The following is a 16761-nucleotide window of genomic DNA, read 5'->3' on the forward strand; positions in this document are numbered from 1 at the left end:
TCGTCAATCGCTGGGCCCTCAACATCGCCAACCGGATCGACGACCCAAAGACCCCCATCCGAAGGCGCTTCAAGCGCTGCGCATGGGAAGACGACTACCTCATCCGAGCCCTCGCCCATATGCGATAGCCCTGCCCTTGCGGGGGAGGGCTGGGGAGGGGGGTGAAACGGATTGGGCTGGAAGCGCCGCAGGGGATCGCACCCGGTGGGATGTAAATAAGAGACCTCAGGGCGGGCACGGGAGGGAAGCCGTTTCACCCCCCTCCCTGCCCCCCCCCGCAAGGGGGGAGGGTTCTGCCGCGCTATTCTCTTTTGCCGCTCTATTCTATGCGGCGACCGGCCAACCGAACGCAGGCGCGCTCAATCCGCGTCGCCGGCGCCCTGGAAGAAGTCCTTCATCTTGGCGAAGAAGCCGTTGGACTCCGGCTGGGTCTCGTTGGAGCTGAGGCCCTCGAACTCCGCCAGCAGCTCGCGCTGGCGCTTGGTGAGGTTCTGCGGCGTCTCCACCACCACCTGCACATACATGTCGCCCATGGAGCGGGTGCGCAGCACCGGCATGCCGGCGCCGGGCAGGCGCAGGCGCTTGCCGGACTGGGTGCCCTCGGGGATCTTCACCTTGGTCTTTTCGCCGCCGATGGTCGGCACTTCCACCGTGCCCCCCAGCGACGCCGTCACCATGGAGATGGGGGCGCGGCAGTAGAGATCGGCCCCCTCGCGCTGGAAGAAGGCGTGGGGCTCGATGGACAGGAAGATATAGAGATCGCCCGCCGGTCCGCCGCGCATGCCGGCCTCGCCCTCGCCGCCGAGGCGGATGCGGGTGCCGTCCTCGACCCCGGCCGGGATCTGCACCTGGAGATTGCGCTCGCGGGTGACGCGGCCGGCGCCGCCGCAATTGACGCAGGGATCCTCGATCACGCTGCCCCGGCCCTGGCAGGTCGGGCAGGTGCGCTCCAAGGTGAAGAAGCCCTGGGCATGGCGGATCTTGCCGGCGCCGTTGCAGGTGCGGCAGGGCTTGGGCTGGGTGCCCGGCTTGGCGCCGGTGCCCGAGCACACTTCGCAGGCGATGGAGGTGGGAATGTTGATCTGGGCGGTCTTGCCGGAGAAGGCATCCTCCAGCGAGATGTCCATGTTGTAGCGCAGGTCCGCGCCGCGGGCGCGCCCGCCGGCCGCAGCCCCGCCGCGCTGGCCGCCCCGGTTCATGGAGCCGCCGAACAGATCGTCGAAGATGTCGGCGAAGGTGGAGGCGAAATCGGCATTGAAGCCCGCGCCGCCGCCATTGCCATTCTCGAATGCCGCATGGCCGAAGCGATCATAGGCGGCGCGCTTCTGCGGGTCCTTGAGCACCTCGTAGGATTCGCTCAATTCCCGGAACCGGACTTCGGCCTCGGCATCGCCGGGATTCTTGTCCGGATGCCATTTCATGGCCAGCTTGCGGTAGGAGGCCTTCAGCACCGCTTCATCGGCGCCGCGATCACAGCCCAGCACTTCGTAATAATCACGCTTCGCCATGGTCTCGATTTCCGTCGCCTCCGGTCCGGTTTCCCGTGCACGGTCCGCGCCTGCCGGAGACCGACCGCGGCCGCAGCCGGATCGCCCTCGGCTCGCACGGGCCACCGCCCCACTGAACCACACCACGCGGGCCGGCCCCGATCCGTTTCACGTCACCGGAACGAAGCCACAGGCCCATTGATTGAGAGAGACGTGCCCGGGCAGGTCAACCGGCTCGGAACGTGCTCCAGAACACCAGAAACAGTGTCACCCCCGGAGCGATCCGGGAGTGACAGGGGTCTTAGCAAGTCACCATCGGATCGCCTAGCGATCCGGTCCGACCCGGACCCGCCCGGCACCGCCGGAGGGGTCCGAAGTCACAGGACAGATCAGGCCGACTTCTTGGTGTTGTCGTCCACCTCGGTGAACTCGGCGTCCACCACGTCGTCCTTCTTGGGCTCGCCGGCGGGCTGGTCGCCCTGCTGGTTGGCGTACATGGCCTCGCCCAGCTTCAGCGACGCCTGGGCCAGGGTCTGGCTCTTGGCCTGGATCACCTCGGCATCGGCCCCTTCCAGGGCGGTCTTGACCTCGGCCAGCGCGGTCTCGATGGCGGCCTTCTCGGGCGCACCCACCTTGTCGCCATGCTCGGCCAGGGCCTTCTCCGTGGAGTGGACCAGCGCTTCGCCGTGGTTCTTGGCTTCCGCCAGAGCGCGGCGCTTCTTGTCCTCGGCAGCGTGGCTCTCGGCGTCCTTCACCATCTTCTCGATGTCGACGTCGTTGAGACCACCGGAGGCCTGGATGCGGATCTGCTGCTCCTTGCCGGTGCCCTTGTCCTTGGCCGACACGTTGACGATGCCGTTGGCGTCGATGTCGAAGGTGACTTCCACCTGCGGCACGCCGCGCGGGGCCGGCGGGATGCCCATGAGATCGAACTGGCCGAGGACCTTGTTGTCCGCCGCCATTTCGCGCTCGCCCTGGAACACCCGGATGGTGACCGCCGTCTGGCCGTCCTCCGCGGTGGAGAACACCTGGGACTTCTTGGTGGGGATGGTGGTGTTGCGGTCGATGAGCCGGGTGAACACCCCGCCCAAAGTCTCGATGCCCAGCGACAGCGGGGTCACGTCGAGCAGCAGCACATCCTTCACGTCGCCCTGGAGCACGCCGGCCTGGATGGCGGCGCCGATGGCGACCACTTCGTCCGGGTTGACGCCCTTGTGGGGCTCCTTGCCGAAGAACTGCTTCACCATCTCCTGGACCTTGGGCATGCGGGTCATGCCGCCCACCAGCACCACTTCGTCGATCTGCGCGGCGGACAGGCCCGCATCCTTCAGCGCGAGCCGGCAGGGCTCCATGGTGCGCTGAATGAGGTCTTCCACCAGCGCTTCGAACTTGGCGCGGGTCAGCTTCATGGTCAGATGCTTCGGCCCGGTGGCGTCGGCGGTGATGAAGGGCAGGTTGATCTCGGTCTGGGTCGCAGACGACAGTTCGATCTTCGCCTTTTCGGCGGCCTCCTTGAGGCGCTGCAAAGCGAGCTTGTCGTTGCGCAGGTCGATGCCCTGCTCCTTCTTGAACTCGTCGGCCAGATAGCTGACGAGGCGCATGTCGAAGTCTTCACCGCCGAGGAAGGTGTCGCCGTTGGTGGACTTCACCTCGAACACGCCGTCGCCGATCTCCAGCACCGACACGTCGAAGGTGCCACCGCCCAGGTCATAGACCGCGATGGTGCCAGCCGACTTCTTGTCGAGGCCATAGGCCAGCGCCGCGGCGGTGGGCTCGTTGATGATGCGCAGCACTTCCAGGCCGGCGATCTTGCCGGCGTCCTTGGTGGCCTGGCGCTGGGCGTCGTTGAAGTAAGCGGGGACGGTGATGACCGCCTTTTCCACCTTCTCGCCCAGGAACGCCTCGGCGGTCTCCTTCATCTTTTGCAGGATGAAAGCGGAGATCTGCGAGGGCGAATATTTTTTGCCGTCCGACGACAACCAGGCGTCGCCATTGTCGGCGCGCACGATCTGATAGGGGACGAGCTTCTTGTCCTTCTCGACGGTGGGGTCTTCATAGCGCCGTCCGATGAGGCGCTTCACCGCGAAAAAGGTGCGCTCCGGATTGGTGACGCCCTGGCGCTTGGCGGGCTGGCCGACCAGACGCTCGCCGTCTTCCGTGAAGGCGACGATGGACGGCGTGGTGCGCGCGCCTTCAGCATTTTCAATGACTTTCGGGCTGGCGCCCTCCATCACCGCGACGCAGGAATTGGTGGTGCCGAGGTCGATGCCGATGATCTTTGACATGTACTTCTCCTTGTCGGCAGACCGGCCGGGCCTTGTTCAGCACCCATGAAGGACGAACGGGCCCCTCCCGTCCATTCCGCCGGCCCCCGCATATTGGGGTACGCCGTATGTCTACAGCGTTCGAGGCCGATATAGGGGGGCGCTTCAGGCGCCGCAAGGCATGGCCGATGCGCGGCTTCCAGTTTTTCACGATCCGGAGAGCCCGGTCCGGAGGCCCATCAATTCACAGAGGCCAAGCGGCCTATCTCAGTGAAATGCCATTCGCTCGTCGTCTTTAGTGAATTTCCCTCCCATGGCCACTACGGCGCCATCCAGCACTTCCATCACACCGCTGGCTTGCCCACTGATCCAACGCAGGCGAGCGACGTCAATAACTGGATTTTGCAGCTCTTTGATGAACAACAAGCTCATTCCCTGCAAATGAATCACACGAGATATTAATTCTGCAGGCCGCACTGTATTAAGATCTATTGTTTGTAAACTAAAATTACAATAATTTAACTCATCCAATCCTCGATAAGCATCCCTGTCCTTTTGAAATTCGATAGTTAAACAATCTAAATAGCGAGCTGTAACCCAACATATATTTCTGATGGCAATAAAATTGTCCACCTGCAATTTTCTATTCTGCGTATTTGGATACCAAACTGCCCAAACAATACCAACCGTCGCCACGGCACCCTGAAAAAAGGACCAAAATCCGGAATATCCCTCAAATGACTTTGCAAAAGATAATATAAGAGACCAAGCGTTGGCGAACATTACAACCTCTCATATCACGACACTTTATCGCCGAGGACTGCCTCTATTGAGAGGTTGTATGATACGCGATTCTCGCCATCCACTCATCTGCCGCGCTGGTGAGATGAGTGGGCACACGTGAGAATTAGTCTCGCTCCTGGCCTGCGGCCCGGCCGATGCGGCGGAGGTGCAGGTGACCGGCGTTTCCGTGGGCGGCGTCAATGCGGCGCTGCTGACGCCGGCCAAGCCGCGCGGCGGCATCATCCTGCTCGCCGGAGGGAGCGGTGTCCTCGGCATCGGCAGCGACGGCAGCATCGCCCATGGCGGCAACCAGTTGGTGCGAACCCGGCAGGCCTATGCGGCGCGCGGGTTCGCCGTCCTGGTGCCCGAGGGCAGCGTCAACGTCGCGGCGGCGGTGGAGATGATGTCCCGCTTCGGCCCGACCACCCTGGTGGGCACCAGCCGGGGCACCCAGCGCGCCGCCCGCGGCATCGCCGCCGGGGCGCGGCCGACGCGGCTGGTGCTGACCTCGGGCTTCCTCAGCGATGCCTCCGGCGACCCGGACAATGTGATGCGCATCCTCAGCTCGCCCGCGGCCCTGCCGCCCACCCTGGTGATCGCGCACCGGCACGACGGCTGCCGCAAGACCCTGCCGGCCGGCGTGGAGCCATTTCTGGCCTGGTCGCACGGCAAGGCCAAGGCGGTCTGGCTCGACGGCGGCAGCGAGGAAGGCGACGCCTGCGAGGCGCGCGCCCATCACGGCTTCAACGGCATCGACGGGCAGGTGGTGTCCGCCGTCGCCGGCTTTGCCGCCCGGTGACCGCCCCGTGCCCCATCCACCGGCGCCGCTTGTCCGCTGCATCCGTCCCCGCCGGCCGAATGGCGGGGCAGGACGGCGAAACGGCAGGGCATAAGCCTGGGACTGCCGGCTTTCGCCGCTGACAACGCCGGCTTCACCTGACACTGTCCATGCCCCGTTACCCGATGCTGGGATGAACCTGATGCGGCGCCTGTCCCTCTCTCTGTTCGCCGCGCTGGCCGCGGGCCTGACGCTGGCGACCGTGCCGGTCCTGGCCCAGGCGCCGGCCCAGACACCCGCGCCCGCCCCGCTCGCCGCCTACCCGGCCCGCGTGGAGCTGCATCCCTTCACCTCGCTGACCCTGCCCGACAGCGCGTTCCTGAAAGGGGCCAAGGAGGAGGGCAAGCCGGTGACGCTGGCGGCGGAACTGCGCCTCGCCCAGGCCCCCGGCAAGCAGCCGGTGGTGGTGCTCATGCACGGCTCCAGCGGCGTCGGCGCCAATATCGAGCCGTGGCTGGAGCAGTTCAACGCCATGGGCATCGCCACTTTGGTCATCGACGGCTTCACCGGGCGCGGCCTGACCTCGGTGAGTTCCGACCAGAGCCAGCTGGGGCGGCTGAACTTCGTGCTCGACATCTATCGGGCGCTGGAGATCCTGGCCAAGAACCCGCGCATCGATACCAGCCGCATCGTGCTGATGGGCTTCTCCCGTGGCGGACAGGCGGCGCTCTATGCCAGCCTCGATCGCTTCCAGAAGCTGTGGAACACCTCGGGCGTCACCTTCGCCGCTTATGTGCCGTTCTATCCGGACTGCGCCATCAGCTTCATCGATGAGACGCAGGTGGGCGGCAAGGCGATCCGCATCTTCCACGGCGCCCTGGACGATTATGATCCGGTCGCGGTCTGCACGCCTTATGTGGAGCGCCTGAAGGCGGCCGGGCACGACGTGAGCGTGACCACCTATCCCACCGGCGAACATGGCTTCGACGCCCCGTTCCCGCTCGGCAAGATCGCGGCGGCCAAATCCCAGACCGTGCGCGCCTGCACCATTCGCGAGACCGCGCCCGGCGTGCTCACCAATGCCGCCACCGGCCAGCCCTTCACCTATAAGGACGCCTGCGTGGAGCTGGGACCGCATGTGGGCGGCAGCGTCGAGGCCGCCGCAGCGGCCCATCGAGACGTGGGCGCCTTCCTGACCCAATTCCTCAAGCTCAACTGAGCCCCGAAGCAGACGTGCGTCGGCCCGCCACCGCACCTCTGCCTCGGTTTTGGGAGCCTGCCCATGATCGCCGCGACCCTGAGGCCCGACGCCGCCACCGCCCTCATCATCGTCGACCTCCAGGTGGATTTCCTGCCCGGCGGCCGGCTCGCCGTGGCGGCGGGGGATGCGGTGGTGCCCCTGGCCAATGAATTGGCCCAGCGGTTCGGCACCGTGATCCTGACCCAGGACTGGCATCCGGCCGGGCACATCTCGTTTGCCTCCAGCCATCCGGGCCAGGTGCCGTTCGCCACCATCCCCCTGCCCTATGGGCCGCAGGTGCTGTGGCCGGACCATTGCGTCCAGGGCAGCGCGGGCGCCCAGTTCGCGCCAGGGCTGGACGTGCCCCACGCCCAGCTCATCATCCGCAAGGGCCACCATGCCAGCGTGGACAGCTATTCCACTTTCTATGAAGCCGACCCGGCCATCCCCACCGGCCTCACCGGCTATCTGCGGGCGCGGGGCATCGGCCGGGTGGTGCTCATGGGCCTCGCCTATGATTTCTGCGTCTCCTGGTCGGCGCTGGACGCGGTGCGCGACGGGTTCGAGACCCTGGTGGTGGCGGATGCCTGCCGGGCCATCGACACCGGCGGCTCCCTGGCGCAGGCGGATGCGCAGATGGCCGCCGCCGGGGTGCGCCTGTGCCGAATGGCGGACGTGGGAGGCTGACCCCGGTCCGGACCGGAGCCCCGCGGAAGATGCATTCGCCAAAGCCGCAACCTGGGGCATGACTTTCCGTGTCATACGACACCAGCGGCCCGGAACGGGATGACACACGGTGGCGTTTCAGGGGAACTTCGCGTCCATCCATGATGCAACATCACCTCCCCTTGTCAGGAGCCGGGCTTGTGCCGCACCCCTTGGAGATCGCCCCCGATTGCCGGTGGTGGGCGGGCTATCTCGACCGTGCCGCCCAGGAGGCGCTGGTGGGGGAGATCCGCGCGGTGTTGGCGCAGGCCCCCCTGTTCGCCCCGGCCATGCCCCGCACCGGCAAGCCGCTGTCCGTGCGCATGAGCAATTGCGGGCCTTTGGGCTGGGTGGCGGACATTGCCGGTTACCGTTACCAGGCCACCCATCCGGACACCCGCCAGCCTTGGCCGCCCATTCCCCCGTCCCTGCTGGCGATCTGGGACGCCCTCGCCGGCGGCCCGCCGCCCCAGGCCTGCCTGATCAATTGGTATGGCCCGGACGCCCGCATGGGCCTGCACCAGGACAAGGACGAGGCCGACCTCACCGCCCCGGTCCTGTCCTTATCCCTTGGCGATACTGCGGTTTTCCGCATCGGCACCGAAACCCGCGGCGGTCCCACCCGCAGCATCCGCCTGGCCTCAGGGGATGCCCTGGTGCTGGCCGGCCGCAGCCGGCTGGCCTTCCATGGGGTCGACCGGATCCTGCCGGGCTCCTCCACCGTGCTGGAGGCACCCGGCCGGCTCAATCTGACCTTGCGCCGGGTCACCCCGCCGTGAGATCCCCCGGAACGCCTCGCTTCCGCCGGCTTTGCCGCCCAAGACCGCTTGACCGTGCCGGATCGGCAGGCGCATGGCCTTTCCCAGCGTTCTCAATCGGCTGGCCCACCCGAGGCCGGCGCTTCCAGGAGCACCCCATGCGTCTGTCGCGGACCCTTGCCGCCCTGCTGGTCTCCGGCAGCCTGATCCTCAGCGGCGCCGCCTTCGCCGCGGACCCCATCTTCCCGCGGGGCTCTCTGGTGGGTCTGGTGCCGCCCGACGGCATGACCGAGGCCACCGCCTTCCCCGGCTTCGAGGACCGCGCCAAGTCCGCCTCCATCCTGATGGTGGAGATGCCCCCCGAGGCCTATGAGCAGGTCGCCAGCGGCTTCACCGACGCCGCCTTGGCCAGCAAGGGCATTGCGGTGATCTCCCGCGACCCGCTGACCATCCCCGACACCAAGACCATGTTCGTCACCGGCACCCAGACCGCCGGAGCGCTGACGGTGCGCAAGTGGGTGCTGCTGGCCGGCACCAGCAAGGGCACGGCTTTGATCACCGCGCAGATCCCCGAGGCCACTGCCGCCAGCCTGCCGGACGAGACGGTGCGCGCGGCCCTGGCCACCATCGCCTTCCGCGCCCCGCCGAGCCTCGAGGAGCAGCTCAAGGGGCTGCCGTTCCACCTCAGCAGTTTGGCCGGCTTCCGGGTGCTGCGGGTGCTGGGCAACACCGCCGTCTTCCTCACCGACGGGCCGAAGAACGAGATCGAGGCCGCCGATCAGCCGCTGTTCGTGGTCTCGGTGTCCGCCGGCGCCCCCCGCGATGACGACCGCGGCACCTTCGCGGTGCGCACGCTGACCTCGACCCCCGGCTTCAAGGAGTTGCGGGTGGAGCGGGCCGAGCCGCTGCGCATCCACAACCAGCCCGGCTTCGAAGTGATGGCCACCGCCAAGGAGGCGCAGAGCGGCGCCGAGGTGAAGGTCATCCAGTGGCTGCGGTTCGGATCCAACGGCTATGTGCGCATGCTCGGCGTGGTCAAGGCCGATGCCTTCCCGGACGCCTATCCCAAGCTGCGCGCCATCCGCGACGGCTTCGAGGCTGGCGGGGACCGCTGAACACCGCCGGCTGTCATCCCGGCGGACGTTTCGCCATCCCCGACAGCAAAACGGCCGCCCACCGGGCGGCCGTTCGCTGTCAACCTGAAAGAACGCAAGACGATCAGGCGGCGGAACCGCCCTCGGCCTCGGAGACCGCCGCCGGCTTCGGGCCGCCGCGGGCCACGCCCACCAGCGCCGGGCGCAGCACCCGGTCGCCGATCACATAGCCGGACTGCACCACCTGGACCACGGTGCCCGAGGCCACCGAGGGGTCCGGCACTTCGAACATGGCCTGATGCAGATTGGGGTCGAACTTCTCCCCCACCGGCTCCACCTTGCGGATGCCGTGCTTTTCCAAGCCCTTGAGCAGGCTGCGCTCGGTCAGTTCCAACCCGTCGATCAGGCCCTTCACGGCGCCCTCGGCGGTGTCCTTGGTCTCCTGATCCACGGCGGCGAGCGCCCGGGCCAGATCGTCGGCCACATTCAGCACGTCGCGGGCAAACGAGGCGATGCCATAGACCTTGGCGTCTGCAATCTCGCGATCGGCGAGGCGGCGGATGTTCTCGGCCTCGGCAAAGGCGCGCAGATACTTGTCCTTGAACGCCGCGGCCTCGGCTTCGAAGCGCTCCTTCTCGGACTGGAGATGGCCGATATGCTCGGCGGACGCCAAGGATTCCATCTCGGCGCCTTCCGGATCGATTTCGGGATTCGTGCGGTGCTCTTCGCCGGCGGCGCCACCCTGATCGCTCATGCGCTGTTCCTCATGCCTGCCCGGCCGCCCATGGGCGGCGCAACGTCCGTTCGCCGGCCGCCCGCAAGCGACCGTCCGTCAATTCGCCTCGCATATCGGGGTGTCTGCGGTAAAAATCAAGCGGCGTCGGCGCCTGGAGCCCCCAACACCCGGCTCACCACGCGGGCGGTGAAGTCCACCATAGGTACGATGCGACCATAATTCAGCCGCGTGGGCCCGATGACCCCCAGCACGCCCACCACCCGCCCCTGCCCGTCGCGGTAGGGCGCCACGATGGTGGACGAGCCGGACATGGAGAACAGCTTGTTCTCCGAACCGATGAAAATGCGCAGCGCGTGCCCCTCTTCCGCCCGGCCGAGAAGATCCACAACCTCGCGCTTGCTCTCCAGATCGTCGAACAGCAGGCGGATGCGCTCCAGATCCTCCAGCGCGTGGAGATCCTCCAGCAATTTGGCCTGCCCGCGCACGATCAGCTTGCGCTCCGCCGGCGCGTCGCCGGACCAGGAGGCCAGCCCCTCCTCCACCACCCGGGCGGTGAGGGCATCCAGTTCGCGCCGCAGATCGGTGAGCAAAGTCTCCATCTCGGCCCGCGCCTCACCCAGCGTCCGGCCGCGAATATGGGCATTGAGAAAATTGCTCGCCTCCACCAGCGCCGAGCCCGGCAGGCCGGGGGGCAGCGGCAGCACGCGGTTTTCCACCTGCCCGTCCTCGGACACCAGGATCACCAAAGCCCGGCCCAGATCCAGCGGCACGAACTCCACGTGCTTCAGGCGCGGATCGGTCTTCATGGCGGTGACCACGCCGGCCCCGCCCGACAGGCCCGAGAGCAAGGAGGAGGCCTCCTTCAGCACCCCTTCCACCGTATAGCCCTTGGCGGCGGCCGCCACCTGGGACTCGATGTTGCGGCGGTCCCCCTCGGTAACGTCGCCGATTTCCAGCAGGGCATCCACGAAAAAGCGCAAGCCCCGCTCGGTGGGCAGCCGCCCGGCGCTGGTGTGGGGGGCATAGATCAGCCCCGCCGCCTCCAGGTCCGCCATCACGTTGCGCACCGAGGCCGGCGACAGCGTCATGGGGATCAGGCGGGAGAGATTGCGCGAGCCCACCGGTTCGCCGGTGGCCAGATAGCTCTCCACGATCTGGCGAAAGATTTCCCGCGAGCGCTCGTCGATCTGCACAAGGGCGGCGGAGAAGGGCGAGATGATCGGTTCAATGGGCACGGCAGTGGCCTCTGGGGGACACAGAAGTGTTGCGAAAACCTAATATCGGTTTCCAGTACGTTCGAATGAAGGACGAGGATCAGTCCCCGTCTGCATGGGTCCTTAGCTACCTTTGTATCCTCAACCGCCCGCCGTCTTCCACTTTATAATTATACCGCATTCTTGCGCAGATAGCGGGCTCGCTTCTTTCGACGCCACATGGAGGCCAGCAGCAATCGGCACCTAAGCCTGACCATGCCGCGCAGAACATAGTAAAACTGAGAAATTATACAGGGCAAATTGAAAACAAATCCAATAACAATCATTCAATATCATTAAATATATAAAATATCTCATTTCCAGACAATAGATATCCGAGAGGCATTAAGATGCGTCTTAAAGACCTGACCATCAGATCAAAACTGATGCTGGCCGCAGGAACCCTATGCGCAGTCTCAATGCTGAGCGTCGTCGGCGTCAGCCTGTGGATCAGCGCTGAAGCAGCGACCCAAGGGGCTCAAGCCGAGGCCCAGGCCTTGCTCGGCCAGTATTCAAACAAGATTTTAGCCGACATGACGACCACCGTGGCGACCGTACGGACCGCCGGGCTCGCCATCGAAGGTCTGCTCGACAGCCAGATGACCGACCGCGATACGCTTGGCGCGATGGTCACCAAGATGGTCGCAGGAAATCCCGGTCTGGTCGGCATGACGCTCGCCTTTGAGCCGGACGCCTTGGATGGCAAGGACAACGCCTTCATCGGCCACCGCTTTTCCGACGCAACCGGCCGCTTCGTGCCTTACTTCTTCAACAAGCCCGACGGCACCATCGGCGTCGAGCAATTGGTGATGACCAAGGAAGCCGGAACCGAGGAATGGTATGACAAGCCGATCGAGCAGAACCGATCGCTGGTCACGCCGCCCTATGACTATCCGGTGGACGGAAAGCCCGTCCTGATGACCACGACCAGCATCGTCATCCACCAGAAGGCAAGGCCGATCGGTATCGTGACGGGCGATCTGGCCTTGAACGGCATCACCCATTTCGTCCAGCGGCTACGCCCGTTCGGGGACGGCAGGATGTCGCTCGTCGGCGGCGACGACCTGTGGATCGCCAATGACGACCCCGCCCTGCTGGGAAAGAAGGTCGAAGATGCGTCCATCCGCCAATTGATCGATGGTGCGACGCGCGGCGGACAGCCGATCCTGGAGGTCCAGTCGCCAACCGGCGCCCAGTATATGATGGCCACCGCCCTGACCCTGCCCGGCATGAGCGAGCGCTGGATTCTGGTGATGAGCATTCCTCGGTCCACCATGCTCGCCAAGGTGACGCAGACGCGGAATGATCTGATCCTCACGGCTGCGGTCGCGCTTGTGGCGATTCTGGCACTGGTGTTCTTCGGCGCTCAAGCGCTCGCCCGACCGATCCAGGGCATGACGCAGAAAATGCGGCTGCTAGCCGCCGACGACACCTCCATCACCGTCGACCAGACGGATCGCAAGGATGAGATCGGCGAGATGGCCCGTGCCATCGATGTCTTCCGCCTTCACGCCATTGACCGGAAGCGGGAAGAAGAAGCCAAGGCCCTTGCCCATGCGGCGCAAGCGGTCCGCCAAGAGAAGATTGACGCGCTGATCGACAGCTTCCGCATCGCCGCTGGCAGAGTGATCGGGCAAGCCATGGAGGCCGCAGGCGATCTTGCCGCCGTCTCCGGCGAACTGACCCGCGCTGCCGCCGCGAGCCGCACCCGCGCCGATTCCGCGCGGCACGCCTCGCAGCGGGCCTCCACCAATGTCCAGTCGGTGGCCGGCGCGGCAGAGGAACTGACGGCGTCCATCGCCTCCATCGCCGACCAGATCTCGCGCACCTCGCAGATGGTCGGCACGGCAGCGCAGGATGCCCGCGCCGCCGACGCCAAGGTTGCCGGCCTTGCCGCCGCGGCCAGCCGCATCGGCGAGGTGGTCGGGCTGATCGAGGCCATCGCCCAGCAGACAAATCTGCTGGCTTTGAACGCAACCATCGAGGCCGCCCGCGCCGGCGAAGCCGGACGCGGCTTTGCCGTCGTCGCTGCCGAAGTAAAGGATCTGGCAACCCAGACCTCCCGCGCGACCCACGACATCTCCACGCAGATCGCCGCCATCCAGCAGGAAACCTCGGAGGCGGCGCGGGCGATCCGGACCATCGCCGCCACCATGTCGGACGTGAACAGTTCGGCCACCGCCATCGCCGGCGCCATCGAGCAGCAGAGCTCCGCCACCGGCGAGATCGGATCGAGTATCGACAGCGCGGCAACCGGCACCGGTGAGGTTGCCTCGGACATTGCCCATTTGAACACAACCGTGGCGGGAACCAGTGACTCCGCCGCCCGCGTTCTGGAAGCCTCACGCACGGTCAACTCCGCCACCGAGCGGCTCGAAACCGAGATCGACGGCTTTCTGCGTCAAGTCACGGCGGCCTGATCGTTAGGTGGGCCGATATGGCTTTACGCAGTCCGAATTCCGGCTAAAGATACGCCACGTGCACCGAACGTCAGAAGCGGGCTTGCCATTGCTGGCAGGCCCGCTTTGCATTGTTGTGTTTGCAACTGATTGACGCGTGCCTCATTCGCCAGATGAACGTCTCTCGAGCATGATGCCGAAAGAAGCCTCCGGGCTTCGCAGACCATCATGCTTCACTCTTTGGATATGGAGCCGGATTCACGCCGCAGGTCCGTTCGGCCTGATGGTATCGGACTCCACGAATTGGATGGATAAATGATGCGCCCCAGCCGCCGCGCCAACGACCAGATGCGCGCCGTTTCCTTCGAACGGGGCGTGCTGCGCCATGCCGAGGGCTCCTGCCTCGTCAAGTTCGGCGATACCCACGTCCTGGTGGCGGCCACCCTGGAAGAGCGCCTGCCGCCGTGGCTGAAGGGCCAGGGCCGGGGCTGGGTGACCGCTGAATATTCCATGCTGCCCCGCGCCACCGTGGAGCGCACCCGGCGCGAATCCACCACCGGCAAGCAGTCTGGCCGCACCCAGGAAATCCAGCGGCTGATCGGCCGGTCGCTGCGCTCGGTCACCGACCTGGTGGGCCTGGGCGAGCGCCAGATCACGCTCGACTGCGACGTGCTCCAGGCGGATGGCGGCACCCGCACCGCCGCCATCACCGGCGCCTGGGTGGCGCTGCATGATTGCCTGAACTGGATGTACCAGCGCTCCATGCTGAAGACGATCCCGCTGCGCGAGCATGTGGCGGCGGTGTCCTGCGGCATCTATGAGGGCACCCCGGTGTGCGATCTGGACTATGCCGAGGACAGCAAGGCCGAGACCGATGCCAATTTCGTCATGACCGGCTCCGGCGGCATCGTCGAGATCCAGGGTACCGCCGAGAAGACCCCGTTCTCGCAGGAGGAATTCCTCCAGCTGATGGATCTGGCCCGCGGCGGCATCAACCAGTTGGTGGAGATGCAGAAGGCGGCGATCAAGGGATGAGCCGCAAACTCAGCGGGCGGCTGGTCATCGCCACCCACAATCCCGGCAAGCTCACCGAAATGCAGGAGTTGCTCGCTCCCTATGGGATCGAGGCGGTCTCTGCCGGGGCCTTGAACCTGCCGGAGCCGGAAGAAACCGGCACCACCTTCCGCGCCAATGCCCGCATCAAGGCAGAGGCGGCGGCGAAAGCCGCCGGCCTGCCCGCCTTTGCCGACGACAGCGGCCTGGTGGTGGATGCGCTGGATGGAGCGCCCGGCATCTTCAGCGCCCGCTGGGGTGGGCCGCAGAAGGACTTCGTCATGGCCATGGGCGAGGTGGATGCGCAATTGACGGCGTGCGGCGCCGTCACGCCCGCCCAGCGCACCGCCCGTTTCGTCTCGGCGCTCTGCCTGGCTTGGCCGGACGGGCATCTGGAGGAATTCGAGGGCGTGGTGGAAGGCCAGGTGGTCTCCCCGCCCCGCGGCACCCATGGCTTCGGCTATGACGCCTGCTTCCTGCCAGACGGCTATGACCAGACCTTCGGCGAGATGCCGTCGCAGGTGAAGCACTCCATGCCGCCTTTGGGCCTGGGCCTTTCCCACCGCGCCCGCGCGTTCCGGCTGCTGTCGCAGGCGTGCCTGGACAACTGATGCAGACCCTCGCGCCCACCCCTCCCCTCAGGCCGGACGCCCCGGCAGTGGCAGGGGTGCACGCGGATCCTCGGGCGGCGGATGCGGCGGCCGGGGGGTTCGGGGTCTATGTGCATTGGCCGTTCTGCCTCGCCAAATGCCCCTATTGCGACTTCAATAGCCATGTGCGCCAGTCGCCGCCGGATCAGGCGCGCTTCATCGCCGCCTTCCGCCGCGAGATCGCTTACATGCGGGATCTGTCCGGTCCCCGGACGGCGGGCACCGTGTTCTTCGGCGGCGGCACGCCATCGCTGATGGCGCCCGGCACCGTGGGCGCCATTCTGGAGGCGGTGAACGACGCCTGGCCGCTGGCGAAAGACGCCGAGATCACCCTGGAGGCCAACCCCACCAGCGTGGAAGCGGAACGCTTTCGCGGCTATCGGGCGGCGGGGGTCAACCGGGTCTCGCTGGGGGTGCAGGCGCTGGACGATGGCGAACTCAAAGCGCTGGGCCGCATGCATTCGGTGGACGAGGCCCTGGCCGCGGTGGCCATTGCGCGCAGCGCCTTCGAGCGGGTGTCGTTCGATCTGATCTATGCCCGTCCCCGGCAAAATCCGCAGGACTGGGCGCGCGAACTGTCCCGCGCCATTGACCAGGACTGCGAGCACCTCTCGCTCTACCAGCTCACCATCGAGCCGGGCACCGCGTTCGAAAAGCTCTATTCCGCCGGCAAGCTGATCATTCCCGATGACGACCATTCCCGCGCCTTGTGGGACATGACGCAGGAGATCACCACCGCCGCCGGCCTGCCCGCCTATGAGATTTCGAACCACGCCCGCCCCGGCGCCCAGGCGCGGCACAATCTGGTCTATTGGCGCTATGGCACCTATGCGGGCATCGGCCCCGGCGCCCATGGCCGCCTGAATGTGGGCGAGGCCCGCCACGCCACCTTCACCGAGCGCAATCCGGAAGCCTGGCTGGCCAAGGTAGAGGCGAACGGCCACGGCATCGTCTCGCGGGAGACCCTGACCCGCCCCGAACAGGCGGACGAGATGCTGCTCATGGGCCTGCGCCTCGCGGAAGGGGTGGATCTGGATCGCCACGCCCGGCTGGCCGGAAAGCCCATCGCACCCGGGCGCATCGCGGATCTGGCCTCCGAAGGCTTGGTGGTGCTGGAAGGCGCCCGCCTGCGGGTGCTGCCGCCGGGCTTCCCGGTCCTGAACGCGATCATTGGCACCTTGGCGGCCTGACCGCCCCGCCTCACCGCTCCGACCGCGCCAACACGTCCATCAGTTCGTCGATCTTCTTCGCCTGCTCGTCGGGATCACCGGAGCGGATGGCGTGGGCGACGCAATGGCCCACATGATCGCGCAACACCTCTTCCTCCGCCCGGCGCAAGGCGGCGCGGACGGCGGAGATCTGGGTGATGATGTCGATGCAGTAGCGATCCTCCTCCACCATGCGGGCAATGCCGCGCACTTGCCCCTCAATACGGTTGAGGCGCTTCAGGACGGAGGATCGGGCCGGCTCTTTCATCCTTGAAAGATACCCCCCATGGGTATAGAACGCAAGTCAGATACCCCCATGGGGTGTTGGAGATGTGACGCAGCGCAAAGACACC

The 16761-nt window shown here is 66.2% G+C and carries 14 protein-coding genes and 1 pseudogene; 9 read left to right on the top strand and 6 right to left on the bottom strand.

Annotation, left to right across the window (positions count from 1 at the left end; genetic code table 11):
* Positions 1-359: 359 nt before the first annotated feature.
* The 3 genes and pseudogenes from dnaJ to AAG816_RS21245 form a co-directional block, all read right to left on the bottom strand.
* Positions 360-1508, bottom strand: a complete 1149-nt coding sequence (gene dnaJ / locus AAG816_RS21235; protein ID WP_341991685.1) for a molecular chaperone DnaJ — start codon at positions 1506-1508, stop codon at positions 360-362.
* Positions 1509-1876: 368 nt separating this feature from the next.
* Positions 1877-3790 (bottom strand): annotated as a pseudogene (gene dnaK / locus AAG816_RS21240) (molecular chaperone DnaK); the annotation flags it as partial.
* Between the two features lie 228 nt (positions 3791-4018).
* Positions 4019-4534, bottom strand: a complete 516-nt coding sequence (locus tag AAG816_RS21245) for a hypothetical protein (protein WP_341991686.1) — start codon at positions 4532-4534, stop codon at positions 4019-4021.
* A 172-nt stretch (positions 4535-4706) separates the two neighbouring features.
* Between AAG816_RS21245 and AAG816_RS21250 the strand changes: the two genes are divergently transcribed.
* The 5 genes from AAG816_RS21250 (at position 4707) to AAG816_RS21270 (ending at position 9130) form a co-directional block, all read left to right on the top strand.
* Complete coding sequence (locus AAG816_RS21250) at positions 4707-5333, top strand: alpha/beta hydrolase (protein ID WP_341991687.1); 627 nt, start codon at positions 4707-4709, stop codon at positions 5331-5333.
* Positions 5334-5514: 181 nt separating this feature from the next.
* Complete coding sequence (locus AAG816_RS21255; protein WP_341991688.1) at positions 5515-6531, top strand: dienelactone hydrolase family protein; 1017 nt, start codon at positions 5515-5517, stop codon at positions 6529-6531.
* Positions 6532-6594: 63 nt separating this feature from the next.
* Positions 6595-7239 (top strand): bifunctional nicotinamidase/pyrazinamidase, encoded by a 645-nt coding sequence (gene pncA / locus AAG816_RS21260; RefSeq protein WP_341991689.1) that lies wholly within the window; start codon positions 6595-6597, stop codon positions 7237-7239.
* 179 nt (positions 7240-7418) lie between these two features.
* Positions 7419-8036 carry an alpha-ketoglutarate-dependent dioxygenase AlkB gene (locus tag AAG816_RS21265; RefSeq protein WP_341991690.1) on the top strand — a complete coding sequence of 206 codons (618 nt, stop codon included), beginning with the start codon at positions 7419-7421 and terminating at the stop codon, positions 8034-8036.
* Between the two features lie 137 nt (positions 8037-8173).
* Positions 8174-9130: a hypothetical protein gene (locus AAG816_RS21270; RefSeq protein WP_341991691.1), complete on the top strand. Its 957-nt coding sequence runs from the start codon at positions 8174-8176 to the stop codon at positions 9128-9130.
* Between the two features lie 103 nt (positions 9131-9233).
* On the opposite strand, the gene grpE is transcribed toward AAG816_RS21270, so the two are convergent.
* Positions 9234-9863 (bottom strand): nucleotide exchange factor GrpE, encoded by a 630-nt coding sequence (grpE, locus tag AAG816_RS21275; RefSeq protein WP_341991692.1) that lies wholly within the window; start codon positions 9861-9863, stop codon positions 9234-9236.
* Positions 9864-9979: 116 nt separating this feature from the next.
* Positions 9980-11080, bottom strand: a complete 1101-nt coding sequence (gene hrcA, locus AAG816_RS21280) for a heat-inducible transcriptional repressor HrcA (RefSeq protein ID WP_341991693.1) — start codon at positions 11078-11080, stop codon at positions 9980-9982.
* Between the two features lie 437 nt (positions 11081-11517).
* On the opposite strand from hrcA, the gene AAG816_RS21285 reads away from it, so the two are divergent.
* The 4 genes from AAG816_RS21285 to hemW all read left to right on the top strand — a co-directional run bounded on the left by AAG816_RS21285 (position 11518) and on the right by hemW (position 16390).
* Positions 11518-13518, top strand: a complete 2001-nt coding sequence (locus AAG816_RS21285; RefSeq protein ID WP_341991694.1) for a methyl-accepting chemotaxis protein — start codon at positions 11518-11520, stop codon at positions 13516-13518.
* A gap of 297 nt (positions 13519-13815) precedes the next feature.
* Positions 13816-14532: a ribonuclease PH gene (rph, locus tag AAG816_RS21290; protein ID WP_341991731.1), complete on the top strand. Its 717-nt coding sequence runs from the start codon at positions 13816-13818 to the stop codon at positions 14530-14532.
* Positions 14529-15161 (top strand): RdgB/HAM1 family non-canonical purine NTP pyrophosphatase, encoded by a 633-nt coding sequence (gene rdgB, locus AAG816_RS21295; protein WP_341991695.1) that lies wholly within the window; start codon positions 14529-14531, stop codon positions 15159-15161. Before rph ends, rdgB begins: the two co-directional genes overlap by 4 nt.
* Positions 15161-16390, top strand: a complete 1230-nt coding sequence (hemW, locus tag AAG816_RS21300) for a radical SAM family heme chaperone HemW (RefSeq protein ID WP_341991696.1) — start codon at positions 15161-15163, stop codon at positions 16388-16390. Before rdgB ends, hemW begins: the two co-directional genes overlap by 1 nt.
* Before the next feature lie 10 nt (positions 16391-16400).
* On the opposite strand, the gene AAG816_RS21305 is transcribed toward hemW, so the two are convergent.
* Positions 16401-16676 (bottom strand): metal-sensitive transcriptional regulator, encoded by a 276-nt coding sequence (locus tag AAG816_RS21305; RefSeq protein WP_341991697.1) that lies wholly within the window; start codon positions 16674-16676, stop codon positions 16401-16403.
* Between the last annotated feature and the right edge of the window lie 85 nt (positions 16677-16761).

It is taken from the genome of Azorhizobium sp. AG788 (assembly GCF_943371865.1).
GTDB lineage: Bacteria > Pseudomonadota > Alphaproteobacteria > Rhizobiales > Xanthobacteraceae > Azorhizobium.

Bases quoted from the DNA above. Each gene is read 5' to 3' on its own strand.
- dnaJ (WP_341991685.1), bottom strand. From the start codon at position 1,508: ATGGCGAAGCGTGATTATTACGAAGTGCTGGGCTGTGATCGCGGCGCC.
- AAG816_RS21245 (WP_341991686.1), bottom strand. From the start codon at position 4,534: ATGTTCGCCAACGCTTGGTCTCTTATATTATCTTTTGCAAAGTCATTT.
- AAG816_RS21255 (WP_341991688.1), top strand. From the start codon at position 5,515: ATGCGGCGCCTGTCCCTCTCTCTGTTCGCCGCGCTGGCCGCGGGCCTG.
- pncA (WP_341991689.1), top strand. From the start codon at position 6,595: ATGATCGCCGCGACCCTGAGGCCCGACGCCGCCACCGCCCTCATCATC.
- AAG816_RS21270 (WP_341991691.1), top strand. From the start codon at position 8,174: ATGCGTCTGTCGCGGACCCTTGCCGCCCTGCTGGTCTCCGGCAGCCTG.
- grpE (WP_341991692.1), bottom strand. From the start codon at position 9,863: ATGAGCGATCAGGGTGGCGCCGCCGGCGAAGAGCACCGCACGAATCCC.
- AAG816_RS21285 (WP_341991694.1), top strand. From the start codon at position 11,518: ATGCTGAGCGTCGTCGGCGTCAGCCTGTGGATCAGCGCTGAAGCAGCG.
- rph (WP_341991731.1), top strand. From the start codon at position 13,816: ATGCGCCCCAGCCGCCGCGCCAACGACCAGATGCGCGCCGTTTCCTTC.
- rdgB (WP_341991695.1), top strand. From the start codon at position 14,529: ATGAGCCGCAAACTCAGCGGGCGGCTGGTCATCGCCACCCACAATCCC.
- hemW (WP_341991696.1), top strand. From the start codon at position 15,161: ATGCAGACCCTCGCGCCCACCCCTCCCCTCAGGCCGGACGCCCCGGCA.
- AAG816_RS21305 (WP_341991697.1), bottom strand. From the start codon at position 16,676: ATGAAAGAGCCGGCCCGATCCTCCGTCCTGAAGCGCCTCAACCGTATT.